Raw genomic sequence first — 21,343 nt, forward strand, 5'->3', positions numbered from 1 at the left:
TGCGGGCTTCCGCCAAGGTGCCGCTCGACCTGCCGATCCGGCCGTCGGCGCGCGCCTAGCTTTCGACTCGAACGTCCACCGCGCACACCGATCCGGAGGGTGACATGTCGCTGCACGAGGAGGTCGGCCGCATCGCGACCGCCACACCGGATCGCACCGCGGTGCGGACCGGGGGAAGGTCGACCGGCTACGCCGAGCTCGACCGGCTGGCGGGCGCGCTGGCCGTGGCACTCACCGGCGCGGGGCTGCGGCCCGGCGGCGTCGTCGCGGTGCGCAGCAGTGCGCGGGCGGACTACGTGACCGCGATGCTCGCCGTGTGGCGGGCGGGCGGGGTGTACCTGCCGCTGGACCCCGAAGCCCCCGCAGGGCGCACCCAGGACATGCTCGACGACGCGGGCGCGGCCCTGCTCGTCGAGGACGGCGTGGTCCGCGAGACCGGCATCGCCGCCCGCGGCGCGACCGCCGGCCTGGCGTACCTGATCTACACCTCCGGTACCACCGGCCGTCCCAAGGGCGTCGCCGTCGACCACACCGCGCTGGCCGCGCACGTCCCTGCCATCGCGGAACGCTTCGGGATCACCGGCCAGGACGTGGTGCTGCAGCTCGCGGGCCCGTCCGTCGACGTCGCCGTCGAGCAGATGCTGACCGCGCTCACCTCGGGTGCGTGCCTGGTGCTGCCCGAACGGCGGTTGCTGTCGGTCGACGAGCTGCTGCGCCTCGTCGAGGACGAGCAGGTCACCGTGGCCAACCTCCCCGCCGGCTACTTCCACGACTTCGCCGCCGCTCTGGACCGGGTGCCGCCGTCGTTGCGTCTCATGGTCTCCGGCAGCGACCGGTTGTCCCCTGCCGCGGCGGCCGAGTGGACCCGGCGCACCGGCGTGCGGCTGCTCAACGCCTACGGCCCCACCGAGACCGTGATCACCGCGACCGTGCACGAGACCGCCGGGGAGACCGGTTCGGTGCCGATCGGCACGCCGGTCGGTGGGCGGCGCGCGCACGTCCTCGACGGTCTGCGCCCGAGCGACGAGGGCGAGCTGTACCTCGGCGGTCCCGAGCTGGCAGTGGGCTACCTCGGCAGTGCGGCGCTGACGGCCGCGCGCTTCCTGCCCGACCCGTCCGGCCCCGCGGGGTCGCGCATGTACCGGACGGGCGACACCGTCCGCCGTGGCCCTGACGGCGTGCTCGACTTCGTCGGCCGCGGTGACGACCAGGTCAAGGTCCGCGGCTACCGGGTGGAGCTGGGCGAGGTGCAGCACGTCCTCGCCGCGCACCCGGCCGTGGAGACCTGCGCGGTCGTCCCGCACGGCACCGGCCTGGCCGCCTACGTCACCGGCACGGCGGACGCCGCCGAGGTGCGCGACTTCCTCACCCGTCGGCTGCCCGCGCACATGGTCCCCGCCTCGGTCACCGTGCTCGACCGGTTGCCTCTCACCGACGGCGGCAAGGTCGACCGTGCTGCGCTGCCCGTTCCCGCCACTTCCGAAGCCGTCCCCGATGACGACGCTCCTCGCGACCACACGGAGCAGTTGCTCGCCGGGATCTGGGCCGACGTCCTGGGGGTTCGCCGAATCGGTCTGCACGACAACTTCTTCCACCTCGGCGGCGACTCCCTGACCGCCGTCCGGGTCGCGAGCCGCGTGTTCGAGGCGTTCGGACCGGTCTCGCCCTACCTGGTCTTCGAGGCCCCCACACTCGCCGAGTTCGCCGCCGCGCTGCGTGCCGGCTCGACGCCCGCCCGGCCCGGCCCGGTCGCTCTGCCCGGCTCCCCCGCGCCGTTGTCCCGGTTCCAGCGCGGCCTGTGGCTGCGGGAGTGCTGGGAGCCCGGCGGCTCGGTCTACAACGTGCCCTGGCTGTTCCACTTCTCCGGTCCGCTCGACACCGCCGCGCTGCGCCAGGCCCTGCAGTCGGTGGCCGACCGGCACGACGCGCTGCGCTCGACCGTCGGCACGGACGCGGACATGGCACCCGTGCTGGTCGTCCACGACCGCGTGGAGGTCCCGTTCACCGAGTCCCACGCGGAGCTCGAGCACCAGGTCGCCGACGTCGCGCAGCTCCCGTTCGATCTCGCAGAAGGGCCGCTGCTGCGGGCACGCCTGGTCCACACCGGCCCCGGCGAGGCGACTCTCGTGCTCGTGCTGCACCACATCGTCTGGGACGAGGGTTCGCTGCGGGTGCTCGACCGTGAGCTCCGCGAGTGCTACCTCGCCGCCGTCGAGGGCCGTGCGCCTCGCCTGGCCGATTTGACCGTCCAGTACAGCGACTACGCACGTTGGTCCACCGAGGACTCGCTTGAGTCCGATGTGGACTACTGGGTCGAGCACCTGCGTGGTGCTCCGTCGGCCCCCGCCATCAGTCCTGACCACGACGGCACCGCCGCCACCGGACGTGGCGGAGTCCTGCCCTTCGCGTTCGAACCGGAGCTCGCCGAGGGAGTGCGCGCCCTGGCCCGTGCCGCCGGCGCCACCCCGTACCTCGTGCTGCTGGCCGCCCTCGTCGAGGCGCACCGTCGCCGCGGGGTCGCCGACGTGGTGATCGGCACCCCGGTCAGCGTCCGCGACCGCGCCGAACTCGACGCGCTCGTCGGCTACTTCATCAACCTCGTCCCGCTGCGCTTCCGGCCCGACGGCGAGGAGCTGACCGGCCGCGACCTGCTCGACCACGTGCGTTCGGTGGCGCTGGACGGCTTCCGTCACCAGGGCGTGCCGTTCGAGGAGATCGTCGCCGCGACGTCCGGCGAGCGCAGCGGCGCGGGCACCGTCCTGTTCCAGCTGGTCTTCGAGATGCACACCGCCGACGCCGCGACGGCCCCGTACGGCGCGGTCGCCGTCGAGAAGCGGTTGCACTCCAACGAGTTCTCCCGGTTCGACCTGTCCTGGTCGGTCGAGGACGACGGCGTCGGCTTCCACGGCCGCGTCGAGTACGCCGCCGACCTGTTCGACCCCGCCACCGCCGAGGCGCTGGACGCCCAGTGGCGGGCGGTGGTCGAGGAACTGGTCGCCGACCTCGACGCGGAACTGCCCGCCCCGGCCGAGCCCGTCGACATCCACACCCCCGTGCACTTCCGCATCGCCGAGCAGGCCGGGCGGACCCCTGACTCGACCGCTCTCGTCTCCGGCGCGGAGTCGCTGACCTACGCGGAGCTCGACGCCGCCGCCAACCGCGTCGCAAGGCACCTCGCCGCGCTCGGGGTCGTCCCCGGCGACGTGGTGGCCGTCCGCATCCCCCGCGACACCGCCCTGGTCGTGGCGCTGCTCGCCGTGCTCAAGGCGGGTGCGGCCTACACGCTGCTCGACCCCGACCTGCCCGCCGCCCGCCAGGAGCAGGTGATCACCGATGCGGGTGTGCGGCTGGTCGTCACCGCCGACACGGTGGCAGGAGCTTCGGACGACACCGGCGAGTTCGCGGTGCCGGTCGACGCCGATGCCGTCGCCTGCGTCATGTACACCTCCGGCTCCACCGGCCGTCCCAAGGGCGTCGCCGCCACGCACCGGGCGCTCGCGGCCACCTACAGCGGCCAGGACTACGCCGGTTTCGCCTCCGACGAGGTCTGGCTCCAGTGCTCGCCGGTGTCGTGGGACGCGTTCGGGCTGGAGCTCTACGGGGCCCTGATGTTCGGCGGGACGTGCGTGCTGCACCCCGGCCAGCGGCCCGACCCGCAGACCATGGCCGAGCTGGTCGCCCGGCACGGGGTCACCCAGTTGCAGCTGTCGTCGAGCCTGTTCAACTTCCTGGTCGACGAGCTCCCGGAGGTCTTCGCCGGCCTGCGGGTGGCGTTCACCGGCGGTGAGCGCGCCTCGGCCGCCCACATAGCCCGCCTCGCCGAGCGGTACCCGCACGTGCGGGTCGTGAACGGCTACGGGCCGGTGGAGAGCATGGGCTTCACCACCACCCACGACGTGGCTTCGCTCGACGTGAGCGCGGCGGTGCCCATCGGCCGGGCCGTGGTGCACAAGGGAGTGCACGTCCTCGACGAGAAGCTCCAGCCGGTCGGCGGCCGCGAGCAGGGCGAGATCTGGGTGACCGGCGCGGGCCTCGCGCTGGGCTACGTCGCCCAGCCGGGGATCACCGCCGGACGCTTCCTGCCCGACCCGTTCGGCCCGCCGGGGTCCCGGATGTACCGCACCGGCGACATCGGCGGCTGGAACCCGGACGGCACGCTCGCCATCACCGGCCGCGCCGACGACCAGGTCAAGATCCGCGGGTTCCGGGTGGAGCCCGGCGAGGTGGCCACCGTGCTCGCGGGGTGGTCCGCGGTCGGTGACTGCGCGGTCGTGGCCCACGAACCGGTGCCCGGACAGCCCCGCCTCGCCGCCTACGTCACCGCCCGCGGCGACGTCGTCCCGGATCTCGCCGGCGTGCACGACTTCCTGGCGGGCCTGCTGCCCGACTACATGCTGCCGTCCAGCGTGACCGTTCTCGACGTGCTCCCGTTGACCCCCAACGGGAAGCTCGACCGGGCCGCGCTGCCCGTCCCCACCGAGACCCTGGCCGCTCCTTCAGGCGGACCGGCCGCGACCGACGCCGAACGGCTGGTGGCGCGGGTGTGGGCCGAGGTGCTCGGGCTCGCCGAGGTCGGGCCGCACGACAACTTCTTCCGCGTCGGCGGCAACTCCCTGGCCGCCGTGCGGGTCGCCATGCACCTGTCCAGCGCGACCGGGTCCCGCGTCCTGCCACGGCAGGTGTTCGCCGCACGGACCGTGAGCGCCCTCGCCCGCACGCTCGAGACGACTGGAGCAGCACAGTGAGCACCACGACGCCGGTCTCCGGCCTGCAGCGCGGCCTGTGGTTCATGGACCGCTGGAACCCGGGGTCTCCCGCCTACCTCGTGCCGTGGGTCTTCGAGTTCGACGGCACGGTCGACGCCGATGCCCTGCACCGCGCGCTGCGGTTGCTGGTCGGACGACACGAGGCCCTGCGCACCACGTTCGACCTCGGCCCGCATGGTCCGGTCAGGACGGTCCACAGTGAAGTCCGACTGCCGTTCGCCTCGGTCGCCGTCGACGGGCAGGCCGCCCTGGACGCCCTGCTGGACTCCGAGACCCGCACCGGGTTCGACCTGGCGGAGGGGCCGCTGCTGCGGGCCACCCTGGCCACCGGACCGGGGGTGCCGGACACGCTCGTCCTCGTCGTGCACCACATCGTGTGGGACGGCTGGTCGGCCTCGGTGTTCGAGCGGGAACTGGCTGCGGTCTACAGCGCGCTCTTGGCGGATCAGGAGCCCGACCTCGCTCCTCTGACCCCCGTCCACGACATCGCGATGTCCACAGAGGACTCGCTGGCGTACTGGACCGAGCGGCTCGCCGGGGCGCCCGCCGAGCTGACGCTGCCCGCCGACCGTCCCCGCCCGCCCAGCCGGACTTTCGCCGGCGGCACCGAGGCGTTCGGCCTTCCGGTGGGCACCGCCGACCGCGTCCGCGACCTGGCCGCCGACCTCGGCGCGACGCCGTTCGTGGTACAGGTGGCCGCTTTCGCCGCACTCCTGCACCGCTACACCGGCGCCAGGGACCTGGTGGTCGGCACCCCCGTCACCACCCGCGACCGCCCCGAACTTGCCGACGTGGTCGGCTACTTCGTCAACATCGTCGCCCTGCGCGTGACCGTCGACCCCGCCGCCACCTTCGCCGACCTGGTCGAGCAGGTCCGCGACGCCGCCTTCGACGCCTACGCCTGCCTGGACGTGCCCTTCGACGAGGTCGTCGACGCGCTGGCGCTGGAGCGCTCGGCCCGGCACGCGCCGCTGGTGCAGGTCGTCTTCGGCGCGCACGCAGAGGACCCGGCCCCGCTGCGCTTCGGCGCGGCCACCGCGACCCGGCGCATGCACCACAACGGCACCAGCAAGTTCGACCTGACCTGGTCGACCTTCGACGACGGCGAGCTGCGCGGCGAGGTGGAGTACGCCACCGACCTGTTCGACCGGGAGACCGTGCTGCGCATGGCCGGCCACTGGCGCACCCTGCTCGCCGCGGCGCTGGACGCGCCGGAGGACCCGCTGTGGCGGCTGAGCCCGCTCGACGCCGCCGAGACCGCCGCCGCGCTCGCACCTCCGCGCACCGCCCTGGCCGCCTTGCCGTCGTCGGCCGCTCCTCTTCCGCTGCACCGCGCGTTCGAGGCCGCTGCCGACGCCCACCCCGACCGCCTCGCGCTGACCTGCGGGGAGCGGTCGTGGACGTACGCGGAGCTGGACGCGGCCGCCAACCGCGTCGCCCACACGCTGGCCGCCGACGGCGTGCGCCGGGGTGACCGGGTCGGGGTGCTGCTGGAGCGCGGCGAGCGGGTCGTCACGGCGATCCTGGGCGTGCTCAAGGCGGGCGCGGCCTACGTGCCCGTCGACCTGGCAACTCCCCGCGACCGCGCCGAGTTCGTCTTCGCCGACACCGGCGTCGACGTGGTCGTCACCGACGACTACCTGGCCGGGCCGCGGCTGGCGCAGGCGCCGTCGCACCGGCCGGAGGTGTCCGTCGAGCCGGCCGACCTGGCCTACGTGATCTTCACGTCCGGCTCGACCGGCAGGCCCAAGGGTGTCGCGGTCTCGCACGAGCACGTCGGCAGGTTGATGCGGTCGGGCGCGGACCACTTCGCGTTCGCCGAGACCGACGTGTGGACGCTGTTCCACTCCTACGCCTTCGACTGGACGGTCTGGGAGCTGTGGGGGCCGCTGCACCACGGCGGACGGCTGGTCGTGGTGCCCCGCGTCGTCAGCCGCTCGCCCGAGGCGTTCGCTGATCTGCTGGCATCCGAAGGTGTCACCCGGTTGTGCCTGACCCCGTCGGCGCTGCGGACGCTCGAGGGCGTGCTGCGCACGTGGCCGCTTCCGTTGCCCGCGTTGCGCTCGGTCATGCTCGGCGGCGAGGCGCTCGACCCGGCCGTGGTCCGCCGCTGGTTCGCACTGGAGCACTGCCCGCCCGCGGTGCTGTGCAACCTCTACGGCATCACCGAGACCACGGTGCACGTCACCACCCTCGACCTGCCCGACGCGGCCGCGTTCAGCCGCAGCCTGGTCGGCGAGCCCATGCCGCACCTGTCGGCGCTGGTGCTCGACGAGCGCCTGCAGCCGTGCCCGGTCGGCGTCGCCGGCGAGCTGTACATCGGCGGCGGGTCGCTGGCCAACGGGTACTGGGGACGGCCGGGGCTCACCGCACTGCGGTTCCTGCCCGACCCGTACGGCGTCGTGCCCGGTGGCCGGCTCTACCGCACCGGGGACGTGGCGCGGCGGCTGCCGGGCGGCGGCCTGGAGTACGTGGGCCGCTGCGACGACCAGGTCAAGGTCCGCGGGTTCCGCATCGAGCTCGGCGAGGTCGAGAACGCCGTCGCCGTCCACCCCTCGGTCACCTCGTGCGTGGTCACGGTGCACGACGACAGGCTTGCCGCCTACGTCACCGTCGACGGCACGCCGCCGTCGTACGCCGAGCTGCGCGCGTTCCTCGCGGAAACGTTGCCAGAGCACATGATCCCGGCGACGGCGACCGTGCTCGCGGTGATCCCGCTGACCGTCAACGGCAAGGTCGACCGGGCCGCGCTGCCCGCCCCCGACCTCGGGTCCGTGCGCGACACCGACGCGCACGTGGACCCCGCCACGCCGCAGGAGCACGCGCTCGCCGAGGTCTACGCCGAGGTACTCGGTGTCGACGGGGTGGGTGCCCGGGACAACTTCTTCCACCTGGGCGGCGACTCCATCCGCGCCGTGCACCTCGCGGGGAAGCTGCGCGAACGCGGCTGGACCCTGTCGCTGCCGGACCTGTTCGGCGCGCCGACGCCGGCCGAGCTCGGCCCGCTGCTGAAGTCCCCCAGCGGCCAGGAGAAGCGGTCAGCGCCGTTCGACCTGGTGTCCGAAGTGGACCGGAAAGCGCTGCCCGACGATGTCGTGGACGCCTACCCGATGGTCGCCATGCAGATGTCGATGATCTTCCACATGGAGCTGTCCGACGACGCGGGCGGCTACCACAACGTCAACAGCTACCGGGTCGCCGGCTCGCTCGACGAGACCGCGCTGCGGCAAGCAGTCGGCGACGCCATGACCCGGCATCCCGTGCTGCGGACCACCCTCGAAGTCTCGCGCTACAGCGAGCCGTTGCAGCTGGTGCACGCCGAGGCACCGATTCCGGTGCACGTGGAGGACCTGCGCGGGCTGAGCCCCGACGAGCAGGACGCCGCGGTCGCCGAGGTGTTCGACGACAACGTCGCCGCCCGGTTCGACCTGCGCACCGCCCCGCTGTTCCGGGTCACCGCCCAGCACCTGGCCGATGACGCCTTCCAGCTCACCGTCGCCGAGCACCACGCCATCCTCGACGGCTGGAGCTTCACCTCGTTGCTCGCCGAGGTCCTCGAACGCCACAGCGCTCTCTCCGCCGACCCCGGCCACAAGCCGCTGGCCGAACCCAGGTCGACCTTCCGCGAGTTCGTCGCCGTCGAACGGGAAGCGCTGGCCTCGCAGGACAGCGAGCGGTACTGGAAGTCCACACTGGACGGAACAAGCGGCGCGATCTGGTCCAGCGGGCCACCGGAGCTGGACGAGCCGGAGATCCCGCGCACGATCGAGCGCGTCGTCCCCGGCGCCGACGCGATGCTGCGCGAGACCGCCCGCCGGCACGGCGTCACGGTGAAGACCGTCGGCCTCGCCGCCCACGTCGCCGCGCTGCACCGGGTCACCGGCCTGCCGCGCTTCACCACCGGACTGTCGGTCAACGGCAGGCTGGAGACCGACGGCGGCACCGAGGCGTACGGCCTGTTCCTCAACACCGTTCCCCTGGTGGTCGACTTCGCCGAGACCGGCGCGGACGCCACCCGCCTGATCACGGCGATGCACGAGGCCGAGGCGGCGATGCTCCCCCACCGCCGCATGCCGTTCGCCCGCATCGCCCGCCACCTCGCCGACACCCGGCTGGAGGCCTGCTTCGCCTTCCTGCGCTTCCACTCGCTGGGCAGGCTGGCCGACTCCCCGACCCGCCTGCTCGACGACCGCATCGGCTGCGAGCCGACCATGCGCTACGAGCCGACCAGCTTCGCCCTCGGCGCCGCCCTGGTGCAGGACCCCTCGTCGGCACGGGTCCTCCTCGCCGTCGACCACCTGCCCTCGGTCGTCCCCGACGAGGTCGCCGACGCCTACACCGACGCCTACGTCGAGGCGCTGCACGTGCTGGCGGGCAACGCCACCGCGGACCTGCGGGCCCCGGAGCTCGCCCGCTAGCCCCAGATTTTCCCGTCAAGGAAAGGAAAACCCATGGACGCGTTCACCGACTTCGCCGTGGTGATCAATCACGAGGAGCAGTACTCGATCTGGCCGACCGAGCTGGACGTGCCGGCGGGCTGGCACACGGTCGGCAAGAGCGGCGCGCAGCAGGACTGCCTCGACTACATCGACGAGGTGTGGACCGACATCCGCCCGCTGAGCCTGCGCACCGCGCTGGGGGTCTGACATGACCGCCACCACCGACATCGAGGACGTGGTCGCCGCGGTGTGGGCCGACGTGCTCGGCGTCGAGCGGGTCGCGCCGACCGACGGGTTCTTCGCGCTGGGCGGCTACTCGCAGCAGGCGGTGCGCACCGTGCACCTGCTGCGCGACCGCCTGGGCGTGGCCGTCACGCTGCGGGACCTGATGTCGGCGAGCACGCTGGCCGACTTCACCGCCGCCGTGCGGGTCCGTGCCGAGGCGGGCGCGCCCGCCCGGCCGATGCCGCGCCTGACCGGCAGGCGCGGCACGCGATGACCACCGCCGTCGCCCGCCCGGTCGTGCTGGACGACTGGTCCTACCTGCCCTGTCCGCAAGGGCCGCGGGCCCGGCGCCTGGTGTGCTTCCCGCACGCGGGCGGCGACGTCGGCACCTTCGCGGAGCTCGCCGCCGCGGTCGGACCGGACGTCGAGGTGCTCGCCGTCCGCCTGCCCGGCCGCGGCGGGCGCTTCACCCACCCGCTGCCGGGGACGTTCGCCGAGCTGACGTCCGCGGTCGCCGCGGGCATCGGCCCCCGGATCGGCCAGGACGCGGTGTTCTACGGCCAGAGCTTCGGCGCCCTGCTCGCCTACGAGGTGGCGGTGGCGTTGGGGCGCAAGGGTCCCGCAGCGGTCGTGGCCGCCTCGGCTCCCGCCCCGGCCGACTGGGAACGCACCGTCCGGGACGTCGTGGCCGACCCCGCCGCCGGAGCCGAGCGGTTGCTCGCCGAGTGCGCGCTGACCGTGCCCGACGACGACGCGGTCCGCGCCATGGTGCTGGCCGTGCTGCGCGCCGACATCGCCGTCGGCGCGACCTACCGGCACCGGCCGGGCCCGCCGGCCCGGTTCGCCGTCCACGCCCTGGCGGGCGCCGCCGACCACGGCGCCAGTACGCCCGGGACGTGGGCGAACACCACGGCAGGCCCGTTCACCTCGGCGGTGCTTCCCGGCAGGCACCTGCTCGTCGCACCCGGCGACCCCGGGCCGGCCGACCTCCTCCGAACCCTCTGCCTGGGAGCGCGCAGTGACCACCACGACCGTTGACCTGACCGACGCCCGCCTCTGGGCAGACCCCGGCATCGGCGCGCTCGTCGACGACCTGCGCGCCCTCGCCCCGGTGCAGCTCACCCACACCGCCCAGGACGGTCCGGTGTGGTCGGTGCTGTCCTACGAGCACTCCTCCGCGGTGCTCACCGACGCCGCCACGTACGGCTCCACCGGCGGGTCCCTGCTCGGCACCGGTGGCGCACCTGCCGGCGCCGGGAAGATGATGGCGCTGACCGACGGCAAGCACCACCGCGACCTGCGGGCCCCGCTGCTGCCGTTCTTCTCCCCCAAGGGCGTGCGCGGCAGCGCCGAGCGCATCGACGACCTCGCCGCGCAGGTGGTCGCCGGCGCGGTGGCCAAGGGACAGGTCGATCTGGTCGAGGTCATGGCCACCGTGCCGTTGGTGGTCATGTGCGACGTCCTCGACATCCCCGAGTCCGACCGCGACATGGTCGTGTCGGTGTGCGACGCGGCGTTCCTGGGCACCACGCCGCAGGACCGCAGGGCCGCCCACCAGCGGCTGCTGCCGTACCTGTTCGACCAGGCGATGCGCCGCCGGATGGCACCGGCCGGCGACCTGATCAGCGTCCTCGCCACGCACGAGGTCAAGGGCAGGCTGCTGCCGATCGAGGACGTCGTCCTCAACCTGGACAACATCATCGTCGGCGGCGTGCAGACCGTCCGGCACACCGCGGCGATGAGCATCATGGCGCTGCTGGACAACCCCGCGGAGTTCCAGCGGCTGCGTGAAGGCGCCGTCGACGTCGACTCCGCCACGGACGAGCTGCTGCGCTACACCTCCGTCGGCCTGCACGTGCTGCGCACCGCCATGCGCGACGCGGTTCTGGGCGGGGTCGACATCAAGGCCGGCGACAAGGTCGCGGTGTGGACGTGGGCCGCCGACCACGACGCGGCCGCGTTCGACGCCCCGCACGAGTTGCGCCTGGACCGCTCGCCCAACCGGCACCTGGCGCTGGGCGTCGGCCCGCACTACTGCATCGGCGCGCCGCTGGCCAAGGCCGAGCTCGGCGCGGTCTACCGGGCGCTGCTGGACCAGGTCGCCGAGATCGAGGTGACCGGGGAACCGGTGCACAACCAGTCGATCATCAACTTCGGCTTCGACCACCTGCCCGTCACCCTGCACGCGCGCTGAGAGAGGTCTTTCCCATGTCCCAGACGACTGTCAGCGACGCACGCCCGTCCCCACCCCGAAGGCCCGGCTGGACGCGCGTCGGCGTCGTGCTCGGCGGCCAGGGCGTGTCGCTGATCGGCGACCAGGTGTTCTTCATCGCCGCGGTGTGGGCGGCCGCCCAGATGGGCGGGACCACCGCCGTCACACTGGTCACCCTGGCCGAGTCGGTGCCCCGCGCCCTGGCGATGATCTTCGGCGGGGTGCTGTGCGACGCACTGGGACCGCGGGTCGTGTTGCTGCGCACCACGTCCGTGCGGATCGCGGTGCTCGCCATAGCGACGGTGATCGCGCTCAACTCGCCGTCGGTGTGGCTGCTCGTCGTGGTGGCCGCGCTGGAAGGCGCGTTGCTGGGCCTGGGCACGCCGTCGTTCGGCACTCTCATGCCCCGCATGGTGGAGGGCGACCAGCTCGGCAGGGCGAACTCCATCCGCACCATGGTGGCCCGGTTCGCTCCGATCATCGGGTCGCCGTTCGGTGCGTGGCTTGTGGCCGAGGGGCAGCTCCCGATCGCGCTGGGCGTGGTGACGGTGGGCTGCGTGGTCGCGCTGCTGTGCCTGGCGCCGGTCACCAAGGAGATCTCCGCGCCCACCGCGGCGCCGAGCGGGGTGCCGATGTGGAAGCGCACCGGCGACGGGCTGAAGCTGCTCCGCTCCGACCGCAAGCTGCGTCTGCTGTTCCTCTCCGCGCTGTGCCTCGACTTCGCCTTCGCCTGGCCGATGAACCCCGGCCTGCCGGTGCTCGTGATCGAACGCGGCTGGCAGGTCTCCGCCGTGGGCCTGGTGATCGCCTGCTGGGCGGGCGGCGCGCTGGCCGGAGCGGGAATCAGCGCCGTCGTCGGCGAACGGGTACCGCTGTCGATTCGGCTGGTGGGCAGCGGCGTCGGCATCGGCGTGCTGCTGGTGGCGATGGTGTTCGCTCCCACCCTGGTTCTGATGGCCGTCCTGTCGGCGGCTCTCGGCGTCTGCTCCGGGCTCAACGGGCCCGCGGCCGTCACGCTCTACCAGAAGGCCGCCCCCGCCGACCGGCTCGGCACCGCCATGGCGATGCTCGCGCTGGCGGGCATCGGCTGCGCCCCCTTCGCCTACGCCCTCTCCGGCGCCCTCGCCGGCCTCACCTCGCCCGAGCTCGCCTGGGCGGTCACCGCGCTGGTCGCGTTCGGCGGGCCCATCACGGCCGCCCGCGCGCTGCGGATCCCGTCGGTCTAGAAAGGAAAGCCCACCATGTCAGCACTGTCGTTCGGCCAGCAACGGCTGTGGTTCCTCGACCAGCTCGACGGTCCCGGGGCCGCCTACAACGTCCCGGTCGCCCTGCGGCTGCGCGGACCACTGGACGTCACCGCCCTGCGCGCCGCCGTCGCCGACGTGGCGGACAGGCACGAGGTGCTGCGCACGGTCATCCCGGTCGTGGACGGGACGCCGGGGCATCGCGTGATCGAGGACGCGCGACCGCCCTTCGAGGTCGTCGACGCCGAACTGCCCGCGGCGCTCATCGCGGCGGCGTCACGGCCGTTCGACCTCTCCACCGAGATCCCGTTGCGCACCACGCTGTTCCGCGTCTCGCCCGACGAGCACGTGCTGCTGGTGCTGCTGCACCACATCGCCGCTGACGGCGGTTCGTTCGGCCCGCTGCTGCGCGACCTCGACACCGCCTACACCGCCCGTGCGACGGGCGTCGCCCCGAACTGGGCGCCGCTGGAGGTCCAGTACGGCGACTTCGCCCTGTGGCAGCGCGAGGTGCTCGGCGCCGAGGACGACCCGGACAGCCTGCTCGCCGAGCAGCTGGCGTACTGGGAAGGCAGGCTGGCCGGCCTTCCGGAGCGGATCTCGTTGCCCGCCAACGGACAGGGCACGGGCGCCGGGATCGTCGAGGTGGAGCTGCCCGCGCCGCTCTGCGCGAGGCTGGCCGACGCGGCGCGCGCGGCAGGCTGCACCCCGTTCGTCGGCCTGCAGGCGGCGGTCAGCGCCCTGCTGGGCCTCAACGGCGCCGGGCAGGACGTCGTGCTGGGCACCCCGGTCTCGGGCAGGCAGGACCCCGCGCTGGACGACCTGGTCGGCTTCTTCGGCAACACTCTCGCGCTGCGCACCGACCTCGCCGGCGACCCCGGCTTCGCCGAGCTGCTGCGCCGGGCCAAGGAGACCGCGTTCGACGCCTACGCCCACCAGGACGTGCCGTTCGAACGGGTCGTCGAGCGGCTCGGCGTGGACCGCGGCTCCCCCGCGCACCCGGTCTACCAGGTCATGCTGGTCCTGCAGGAGGACTCGGCCCCGCCGCGGCTCGACGGGCTCGGCGTCACCGTGGAACCGCTCGACCTCGCCGCGGCCAAGCTCGACCTGAGCGTGGTGTTCGCCCGCCGCACCGACGGCGGCATGGACTGCCAGCTCGAGTACGCGGCCGACCGGCTCGACCGCGCCTTCGTGGCGCACCTCGGCGACACCCTGGTGCGTCTGCTCGACCTCGCACTGTCCACTCCGGACGTCCCGCTGTCCCGCCTCGGCCTGCCCGCCGCGCCGGCCGCCTCGGCTCACGTGGAGAAGCCGGCGCCGGCCGAGGAGGCACCGGTCCGCCGGGAGCCGCGCGACGAACGCGAGCGCGTCCTCTGTGGACTGTTCGCGGACGTGCTCGGCCTGGAGTCGGTCGGCGTCCACGACGGGTTCTTCGCCCTGGGCGGGCACTCCCTACTCGCGACGCGGCTGATCAGCCGCGTCCGCGCGGCGCTGGGTTTCGAACTGGGCCTGCGCACCTTCTTCCGCGCGCCCACCGTCGCCGGGGTCGCCGCCGCCCTCGACAAGGCCTCCGGTGCGGCCCACCCGCCGCTGGTGGCCCGCCCGCGCCCGGAGGCGGTGCCGTTGTCACCCGCCCAGCAGGGCCTGTGGTTCCTCGCCGGCGTGCGCGGCCAGGACCGCGCCTACACGATCCCGTTGACCCTGCGCCTGACCGGACGCGTCGACGTGCCCGCCCTCGCCACCGCCCTGCGCGACGTCGTCACCCGCCACGAGAGCCTGCGCACGGTGTTCCCCGCCGTCGACGGGCAGCCGCGCCAGCACGTCCTCGCCGAGTTCGGCGACGTGCTCACCGCGCGCCGTTGCGCCGCGGCCGACCTCGACCGGCTCGTCGACGAGGCCGCCGGCGCACCGTTCGACCTCGCCGCCGACCTCCCGCTGCGCGCCACCCTGCTGTCCACATGCGACACCGCGTCGGTGCTCGTGCTCGCCCTGCACCACATCGCGGGCGACGGCGTGTCGAGCGGTCCGCTGCTGCGCGACCTGGGCACCGCCTACGAGGCCAGGCTGGCCGGCTGCGCACCCGGTTGGACGCCGCTGCCGGTGCAGTACGCCGACTACACCCTCTGGCAACAGGAACTGGACCTCGACGGCCGCGTGGACTTCTGGAAGACCGCGCTGGACGGCCTGCCCGAGGAGATGGCCCTGCCCTACGACCGGTCCCGCCCGGCCGACCCGACCCACGCCAAGGACGCCGTGACCGCCCAGGTCGGCGCCGGCACCCACGCCGCCCTGGCCGCCCTGGCCCGCGCCAACCAGGCGACGCTGTTCATGGTCGTGCACGCCGCACTCTCCGCCGCGCTGACCCGCATGGGCGCGGGCACCGACATCGTCATCGGCACCCCCGTGGCCGGCCGCGCCGACGAGGTCCTCGACGACCTGGTCGGGTTCTTCGTCAACTCCCTGGTGCTGCGCGTGGACACCGCCGGCGGGCCCGCGTTCACCGACCTGCTCAGCCGCGTCCGCGACACCGACCTGGCCGCGTACGCCGCCGCCGACGTGCCCTTCGATCGGCTGGTCAAGGAGCTCAACCCGCCGCGCGTGCTCGCCCGTCACCCGCTGTTCCAGGTGGCGCTGTCACTGACCGGCGGCGAGGAGGCCGGACCTCGGCTGGCCGGACTCGACGTCCGGCTGGCCGACGGCACGCAGGGCAACGCCAAGTTCGACCTCACCCTGACCGTCGACGAGAAGCCCCGCGCCGGAGGCCTGGACTGCACGCTGGAGTTCAGCACCGACCTGTTCGACCCGGCCACCGCGCGGCGTCTGCTCACCGCCCTCACCCTCGTCCTGACCGCCGTCGCCGCCGACCCCGGCAGGGCCGTCGACCGCCTGCCCGTGCTCGACCCCGCCGACAACGCGCTGCGGGAGTGGAACGACACCGGCGCGGCCTTCCCGGACGAGACCGTGCACGCCCTGTTCTCCGCCCGCGCCGCCGCCTCCCCCGACGCCGTCGCGCTGATCACCGACGACGCGCAGATCAGCTACCGCGAGCTGGACGAGCGGTCCAACCGCGTCGCCCGCCACCTGCGCGACAGTGGCGTGCGGCGCGGGGACGTCGTCGGCATCGCGCTGGAACGCGGCGTCAACCTCGTCGCCGCCGTGCTCGGCGTGTTCAAGGCGGGCGCCGCCTACACCGTTCTCGACCCCGCGCTGCCCGCCGCGCGCGTCCGCGAGATCGGTGCCGACGCCGGCGTCGGCACCACGCTCACCCCTGAACGGATGGCGGAAGCCGCCGGACTCTCCGCCGCGCCGGTCGACATCCCCGGCGCGCCCACCGACGCGGCGTGCGTCATGTTCACCTCGGGCTCCACCGGGCGCCCCAAGGGAATCCTGGGCTCGCACCGCTCGATCGTGGCCAGCCTGCTGTCGCAGTCCTTTTTGGACCTCAACGCGGAACAGGTGTGGCTGCAGTGCTCGCCGGCGTCGTGGGACGCCTTCGTGCTGGAACTGTTCGGACCGCTGCTGTCGGGGGCCGCCTGCGTGCTGCACCCCGGATCGCGACCCGAACCCGCCGTCGTCGCCCGGCTCATCCCCCGGCACGGCGTCACCACCGCCTACCTGTCTGCCAGCCTGTTCAACTACCTGGTCGACGAGCACCCGGAGGTCTTCGCCGGGCTGCGCCAGGTGATGACCGGCGGTGAGGCCGCCTCCACCCGCCACGTCGGCGAACTGCTGCGCCGCCACCCGCACGTGCGCCTGGTCAACGGCTACGGCCCGGTGGAGAACATGATCATCGGCACCAGCCACGCGCTGACGCCGGCCGACGCACTCGGCCGGTCGGTCCCGATCGGCCGCTCCCTCGCCAACAAGCGCACCCACGTGCTCGACGCCGCCCTCCAGCCGGTACCGCCTGGCGTCATCGGCGAGGTCTACCTGTCCGGTCTCGGCCTCGCGGAGGGGTACCTCGGCCAGTCCGGCCTCACCGCGGGCCGGTTCCTCACCAGCCCGTTCGACGGTCCCGGCGAACGCATGTACCGCACCGGCGACCTGGGCCGCTGGCGTGCCGACGGCGTGCTGGAGTACGTCGGCCGCACCGACGACCAGGTCAAGATCCGCGGCTTCCGGGTGGAGCCGGGCGAGGTCGGCGCGGTGCTCACCCGCCACCCCGCCGTCGCCCAGGCCGCCGTCGTCGTCCGCGAGGACCGCCCTGGCGACAAGCGTCTGGTCGCCTACCTGGTGCCCGCGGACGGCGCGCTCGACACCGCCGGAGTCCGCGCGCACGCCGCCGGAGCGTTGCCCGACTACCTCGTGCCCGACGCGTTCGTCGTGCTCGACGCACTGCCGTTGACCCCCAACGGCAAGCTCGACCGCCGCGCGCTGCCCGCCCCGTCGGCCGAGGCCGCCACCGACCACACACGGCCGCGCACGGCCCGCGAGGAGATCCTCTGCGGGATGTACGCCGACCTGCTCGGCGTCGGCGGTGTCGGCGTCCGCGACGGCTTCTTCGACCTCGGCGGCCACTCGTTGCTGGCGGCCAAGCTCATCGCCCGCGTCCGCACCACCTTCGACGCGGAGATCGCGCTGGCCGACGTGTTCGCCGATCCCACTGTGGAGGGCGTGGCCGCCGCCGTCGACCGCGCCGCGGGCAGGCCGGTCCGCCCGGCGCTGGTCGCGGGTCCGCGGCCGCGGGTGCTGCCCCTGTCGCCCGCCCAGTCCCGGCTGTGGTTCCTCAACCGCCTGGAGAACCAGGGCGCGGGCTACGCCGTCCCCTATGCACTGCGCCTGACCGGTGCGCTCGACCGCGACGCGCTCGAGGCCGCCCTGCACGACGTCGTCGGCAGGCACGAGGCGCTGCGCACGGTCTTCCCCGAGGTCGACGGGACCCCCTGCCAGGTCGTGCTCGACGACTGGCGGCCCGCGTTGGACGTCGTCGGCCACGCGGACCTCGACGCCGCGCTCGCCGACGCCGCCCGCCAGGAGTTCGACCTCGCCGTCGACGCGCCCGTGCGCACCACGTTGTTCGTCACCGGCCCCGACGAGCACGTGCTTCTCCTGCTGCTGCACCACATCGCCGTCGACGGGGCGTCCCTGGGCCCGTTGGTCCGCGACCTGCGCACCGCCTACACCTCGCGGCTGGTGGGCGCCGAGCCCGGCTGGACGCCGTTGCCGGTGCAGTACGCGGACTACACCCTGTGGCAGCGCGACCTGCTCGACTCCCTGCTGGCAGGCCAGGTCGAGCACTGGCGCGGCGCGCTCGCGGGCCTGCCGGACGAACTGGCGCTGCCCACCGACCGTCCCCGCCCCGCCGTCGCCACCCACCGGGGCGGCACGGTGCCCGTCGAGATCGACGCGGCCCTGCACGCCCGGCTGCTGGAGCTGGCCAAAGAGCACCGGGTGACGCTGTTCATGGTCCTGCAGGCCGCGCTCGCGACTCTGCTCACCCGTGTCGGCGCGGGCACCGACATCCCGATCGGCACGCCGGTCGCCGGCCGTGCGGACCGCGCGCTCGACGACGTCGTCGGGTTCTTCGTCAACACCCTCGTGCTGCGCGTCGACACCGCAGGCGACCCCGCCTTCACCGACCTGCTCGCCAGGGTCAGGGAGACCGACCTGCGCGCGTTCGAGCACCAGGACGTTCCGTTCGAGCGGCTCGTGCGGGAGTTGAACCCGGCCCGTTCCCTGGCCAGGCACCCGCTGTTCCAGGTCTCACTGGTGCTGCAGAACACCGACCAGGCCGACCTGTCCCTGCCGGGCCTCTCAGTCGCCGAGCACGAGATCGGCGCCCAGAGCGTCAAGTTCGACCTGGGGCTGGGCTTCGCCGAGGCGCCCGGCGGCGGGCTGGACGGCTCCCTGGCCTACGCGGCCGACCTGTTCGACGCCGGCACCGCGCGGAGCCTGGCCGACCGGTTCCTCCGCGTGCTGGCCGCGGTCGCCGCCGACCCCGGCCTGCGCACCCGCGAGATCGACGTCCTCGACCCTGCCGAGCGCACGCTGATCCTTCAGGACTGGAACGACACCGCCGCCGACGTGCCCGCCACGACCCTGCCCGCCCTGTTCACCGCCCAGGTCGCCCGCACCCCGCACGCCCCCGCGGTCGAGTTCGACGGCACCGGCCTGACCTACACCGAACTGGACGAGCGCGCCACCGCGCTGGCCCACGCCCTGCACCGCGCGGGGGCAACCCGTGGCCGCACGGTCGGCGTGGCGCTGCCGCGTTCGCTGGACCTGATCATCGCGCTGTACGCCGTGCACAAGACGGGCGCGGCCTACCTGCCCGTCGACCCCGGCTACCCGGCCGACCGGGTGGCGCACATGGTCGCCGACGCCGCACCGGTGCTCGTGCTCACGCCGGAGTCGCTGGCCGCTCTTCCTCTTGCCACCGAGAAGATCCCGCTGCCGACGGCGACGCCGGACGACGCGGCGTACGTCATCTACACCTCCGGCTCCACCGGCAAGCCCAAGGGCGTGGTCGTCCCCCACTCCGGCATCGTGAACCGCCTGCTGTGGATGCAGGACCGCTACCACCTCACGCCGTCGGACCGCGTCCTGCAGAAGACCCCGTCGAGCTTCGACGTGTCGGTGTGGGAGTTCTTCTGGCCGTTGATCACGGGCGCGGTGCTGGTCGTGGCGAAACCGGAGGGCCACAAGGACCCCGCCTACCTGGCTGACCTGATCGAGAACGCCGGCGTCACCGTCGCCCACTTCGTCCCGTCGATGCTGGAGGTCTTCACCGCCTCCGTCGCCCCCGGCCGTTGCCGCAGCCTGCGCCAGGTCGTCTGCAGCGGTGAGGCCCTGCCCACTCCCCTGGCCGAGCGCTTCGCTTCGGGCTTCGCCGCTCACCTCGACAACCTCTACGGCCCCACCGAGGCGTCCGTCGACGTTACCTGGCAACGCTTCCAGCACGACCCGACCCCGTCCGTCCCGATTGGACGTCCGGTGTGGAACACCCAGGTCTACGTCCTCGACCCCGCTCTGTCCCCGGTACCTGCCGGCGCGACCGGCGAGCTCTACCTCTCCGGCACCCAGCTGGCCACCGGCTACCTCAACCGCCCCGCCACCACCGGCCAGCGCTTCGTCCCCAACCCGCACCGCCCCGGCGAGCGGATGTACCGCACGGGTGACCTGGTCCGCTGGCACGACGGCGGGGTGCTGGAGTACCTGGGCCGCACCGACGACCAGGTCAAGATCCGGGGCGTCCGGATCGAGCTGGGCGAGGTCGCCGCCGCCGTCTCCGCCCACCCGTCGGTGGCCCAGGCGGCCGCGGTGGTCCGCGAAGACCGTCCCGGCGACAAACGTCTGGTGGTCTACGCCGTGCCTGCGGGGACTGCCTTCGACCCGGCCGCGGTGCGCGAGTTCGCGGCGCGGTCACTGCCCGAGGCGATGGTCCCCTCGGCCGTCGTCGCTCTGCCGGAACTACCGCTGAGCCCGTCGGGCAAGCTCGACCGCAAGGCCCTGCCCGCCCCCGACTTCACCCGCACTCCCACCCGCCCGCCGCGCGACCACCGCGAACGCGTCCTCTGCGCCGTGTTCGCCGACGTCCTCGGCCTGGACTCCGTCGGTGTTGACGACGACTTCTTCGACCTGGGCGGCCACTCCCTGCTCGCCACCCGCCTGGTCGACCGCGTCCACCGCGCCCTGGGCGTGCGCGCCACCATCCGCGCCGTCTTCGACGCTCCCACCCCGGCAGGACTGGCCACCCGCCTCGACGAGACCGACACCGACCCTCTCAACGTCATGCTCCCGTTGCGCTCCAACGGTTCCAAGGCGCCGCTGTTCTGCGTCCACCCCGCCGCGGGCATCGGCTGGGTCTATTCAGGACTGCTCCGCCACCTCGACGACCGCCCCGTCCACGCCCTGCAGTCCCGCGCCCTCACCGAACCGTGGGCCGGCACGCTGGACGAGATGGTCAAGGACTACGTGGCCGAGATCCGCGCCGTCCAGCCAGAGGGCCCCTACCACCTCCTGGGCTGGTCCTTCGGCGCCCAGGTCGCCCACGCCATCGCCACCCGCCTGCAGGCCGAGAACGCGGAGGTGACCTTCCTGGCCCTCCTCGACGGCTATCCCGGCACCCCTGCGGACTCCTCTCCCCCGATGCCCTCCGACCCCACCGCCGACCTCCTGGCCTCCCTGGGCCGCACCTCCCTCGACGACCTCGTCCCCGTCCTGGGCGCCCGCGCCGTGGCCGCCCTGCCCGCCGTCTTCGCCCACAACCGCCATCTCTCCGACACGCACACCCCCACGACCGCCTACCGCGGCGACGCCCTGTTCTTCCAGGCCACCGAGGGCCGAACCGACTCCTCACCGCACCCCGAGGCGTGGGCCCCCCACATCACCGGCACTCTGCACCTCCACCCCGTCGCCACCACCCACGGCGACATGACCCATCCCGCCCCCATGGCGGAGATCGCCAGCACCATCGCCGGCCACCTGAACCGCTGACACCCCAACGGAACCGGCGCA

General features: G+C 73.6%; 8 protein-coding genes. All 8 read left to right on the forward strand.

Annotation, left to right across the window (positions count from 1 at the left end):
• The first annotated feature begins 104 nt into the window (after nt 1-104).
• Genes ACIQF0_RS46290 through ACIQF0_RS46325 form a run of 8 tightly spaced genes read left to right on the forward strand, consistent with a single transcriptional unit; the run spans nt 105 to nt 21,322 of the window.
• Entirely contained in the window at nt 105-4,745 is a 4,641-nt protein-coding gene (locus ACIQF0_RS46290; protein ID WP_401041234.1) for an amino acid adenylation domain-containing protein, read from the forward strand.
• Nucleotides 4,742-9,184 (forward strand): amino acid adenylation domain-containing protein, encoded by a 4,443-nt coding sequence (locus ACIQF0_RS46295; RefSeq protein ID WP_401041236.1) that lies wholly within the window; start codon nt 4,742-4,744, stop codon nt 9,182-9,184. The genes ACIQF0_RS46290 and ACIQF0_RS46295 overlap by 4 nt, the downstream gene beginning before the upstream one ends.
• Before the next feature lie 33 nt (nt 9,185-9,217).
• Nucleotides 9,218-9,412, forward strand: coding sequence for an MbtH family protein (locus tag ACIQF0_RS46300; protein WP_401041238.1), 195 nt, complete (start codon nt 9,218-9,220; stop codon nt 9,410-9,412).
• 1 nt (nt 9,413) lies between these two features.
• Entirely contained in the window at nt 9,414-9,704 is a 291-nt protein-coding gene (locus ACIQF0_RS46305) for a phosphopantetheine-binding protein (protein ID WP_319973836.1), read from the forward strand.
• Complete coding sequence (locus tag ACIQF0_RS46310; protein WP_401041241.1) at nt 9,701-10,468, forward strand: thioesterase II family protein; 768 nt, start codon at nt 9,701-9,703, stop codon at nt 10,466-10,468. The genes ACIQF0_RS46305 and ACIQF0_RS46310 overlap by 4 nt, the downstream gene beginning before the upstream one ends.
• On the forward strand, nt 10,449-11,624 hold the full coding sequence (locus tag ACIQF0_RS46315; RefSeq protein ID WP_401041243.1) for a cytochrome P450: 1,176 nt from the start codon (nt 10,449-10,451) through the stop codon (nt 11,622-11,624). The genes ACIQF0_RS46310 and ACIQF0_RS46315 overlap by 20 nt, the downstream gene beginning before the upstream one ends.
• A 14-nt stretch (nt 11,625-11,638) precedes the next feature.
• Nucleotides 11,639-12,868, forward strand: a complete 1,230-nt coding sequence (locus ACIQF0_RS46320) for an MFS transporter (protein WP_401041244.1) — start codon at nt 11,639-11,641, stop codon at nt 12,866-12,868.
• Between the two features lie 15 nt (nt 12,869-12,883).
• Nucleotides 12,884-21,322, forward strand: a complete 8,439-nt coding sequence (locus ACIQF0_RS46325; RefSeq protein WP_401041246.1) for an amino acid adenylation domain-containing protein — start codon at nt 12,884-12,886, stop codon at nt 21,320-21,322.
• Nucleotides 21,323-21,343: the final 21 nt, after the last annotated feature.

This window comes from Lentzea sp. NPDC092896, from assembly GCF_044754905.1.
Taxonomy (GTDB): domain Bacteria; phylum Actinomycetota; class Actinomycetes; order Mycobacteriales; family Pseudonocardiaceae; genus Lentzea.

Bases quoted from the DNA above. Each gene is read 5' to 3' on its own strand.
- ACIQF0_RS46290 (WP_401041234.1), top strand. From the start codon at position 105: ATGTCGCTGCACGAGGAGGTCGGCCGCATCGCGACCGCCACACCGGAT.
- ACIQF0_RS46300 (WP_401041238.1), top strand. From the start codon at position 9,218: ATGGACGCGTTCACCGACTTCGCCGTGGTGATCAATCACGAGGAGCAG.
- ACIQF0_RS46305 (WP_319973836.1), top strand. From the start codon at position 9,414: ATGACCGCCACCACCGACATCGAGGACGTGGTCGCCGCGGTGTGGGCC.
- ACIQF0_RS46310 (WP_401041241.1), top strand. From the start codon at position 9,701: ATGACCACCGCCGTCGCCCGCCCGGTCGTGCTGGACGACTGGTCCTAC.
- ACIQF0_RS46320 (WP_401041244.1), top strand. From the start codon at position 11,639: ATGTCCCAGACGACTGTCAGCGACGCACGCCCGTCCCCACCCCGAAGG.
- ACIQF0_RS46325 (WP_401041246.1), top strand. From the start codon at position 12,884: ATGTCAGCACTGTCGTTCGGCCAGCAACGGCTGTGGTTCCTCGACCAG.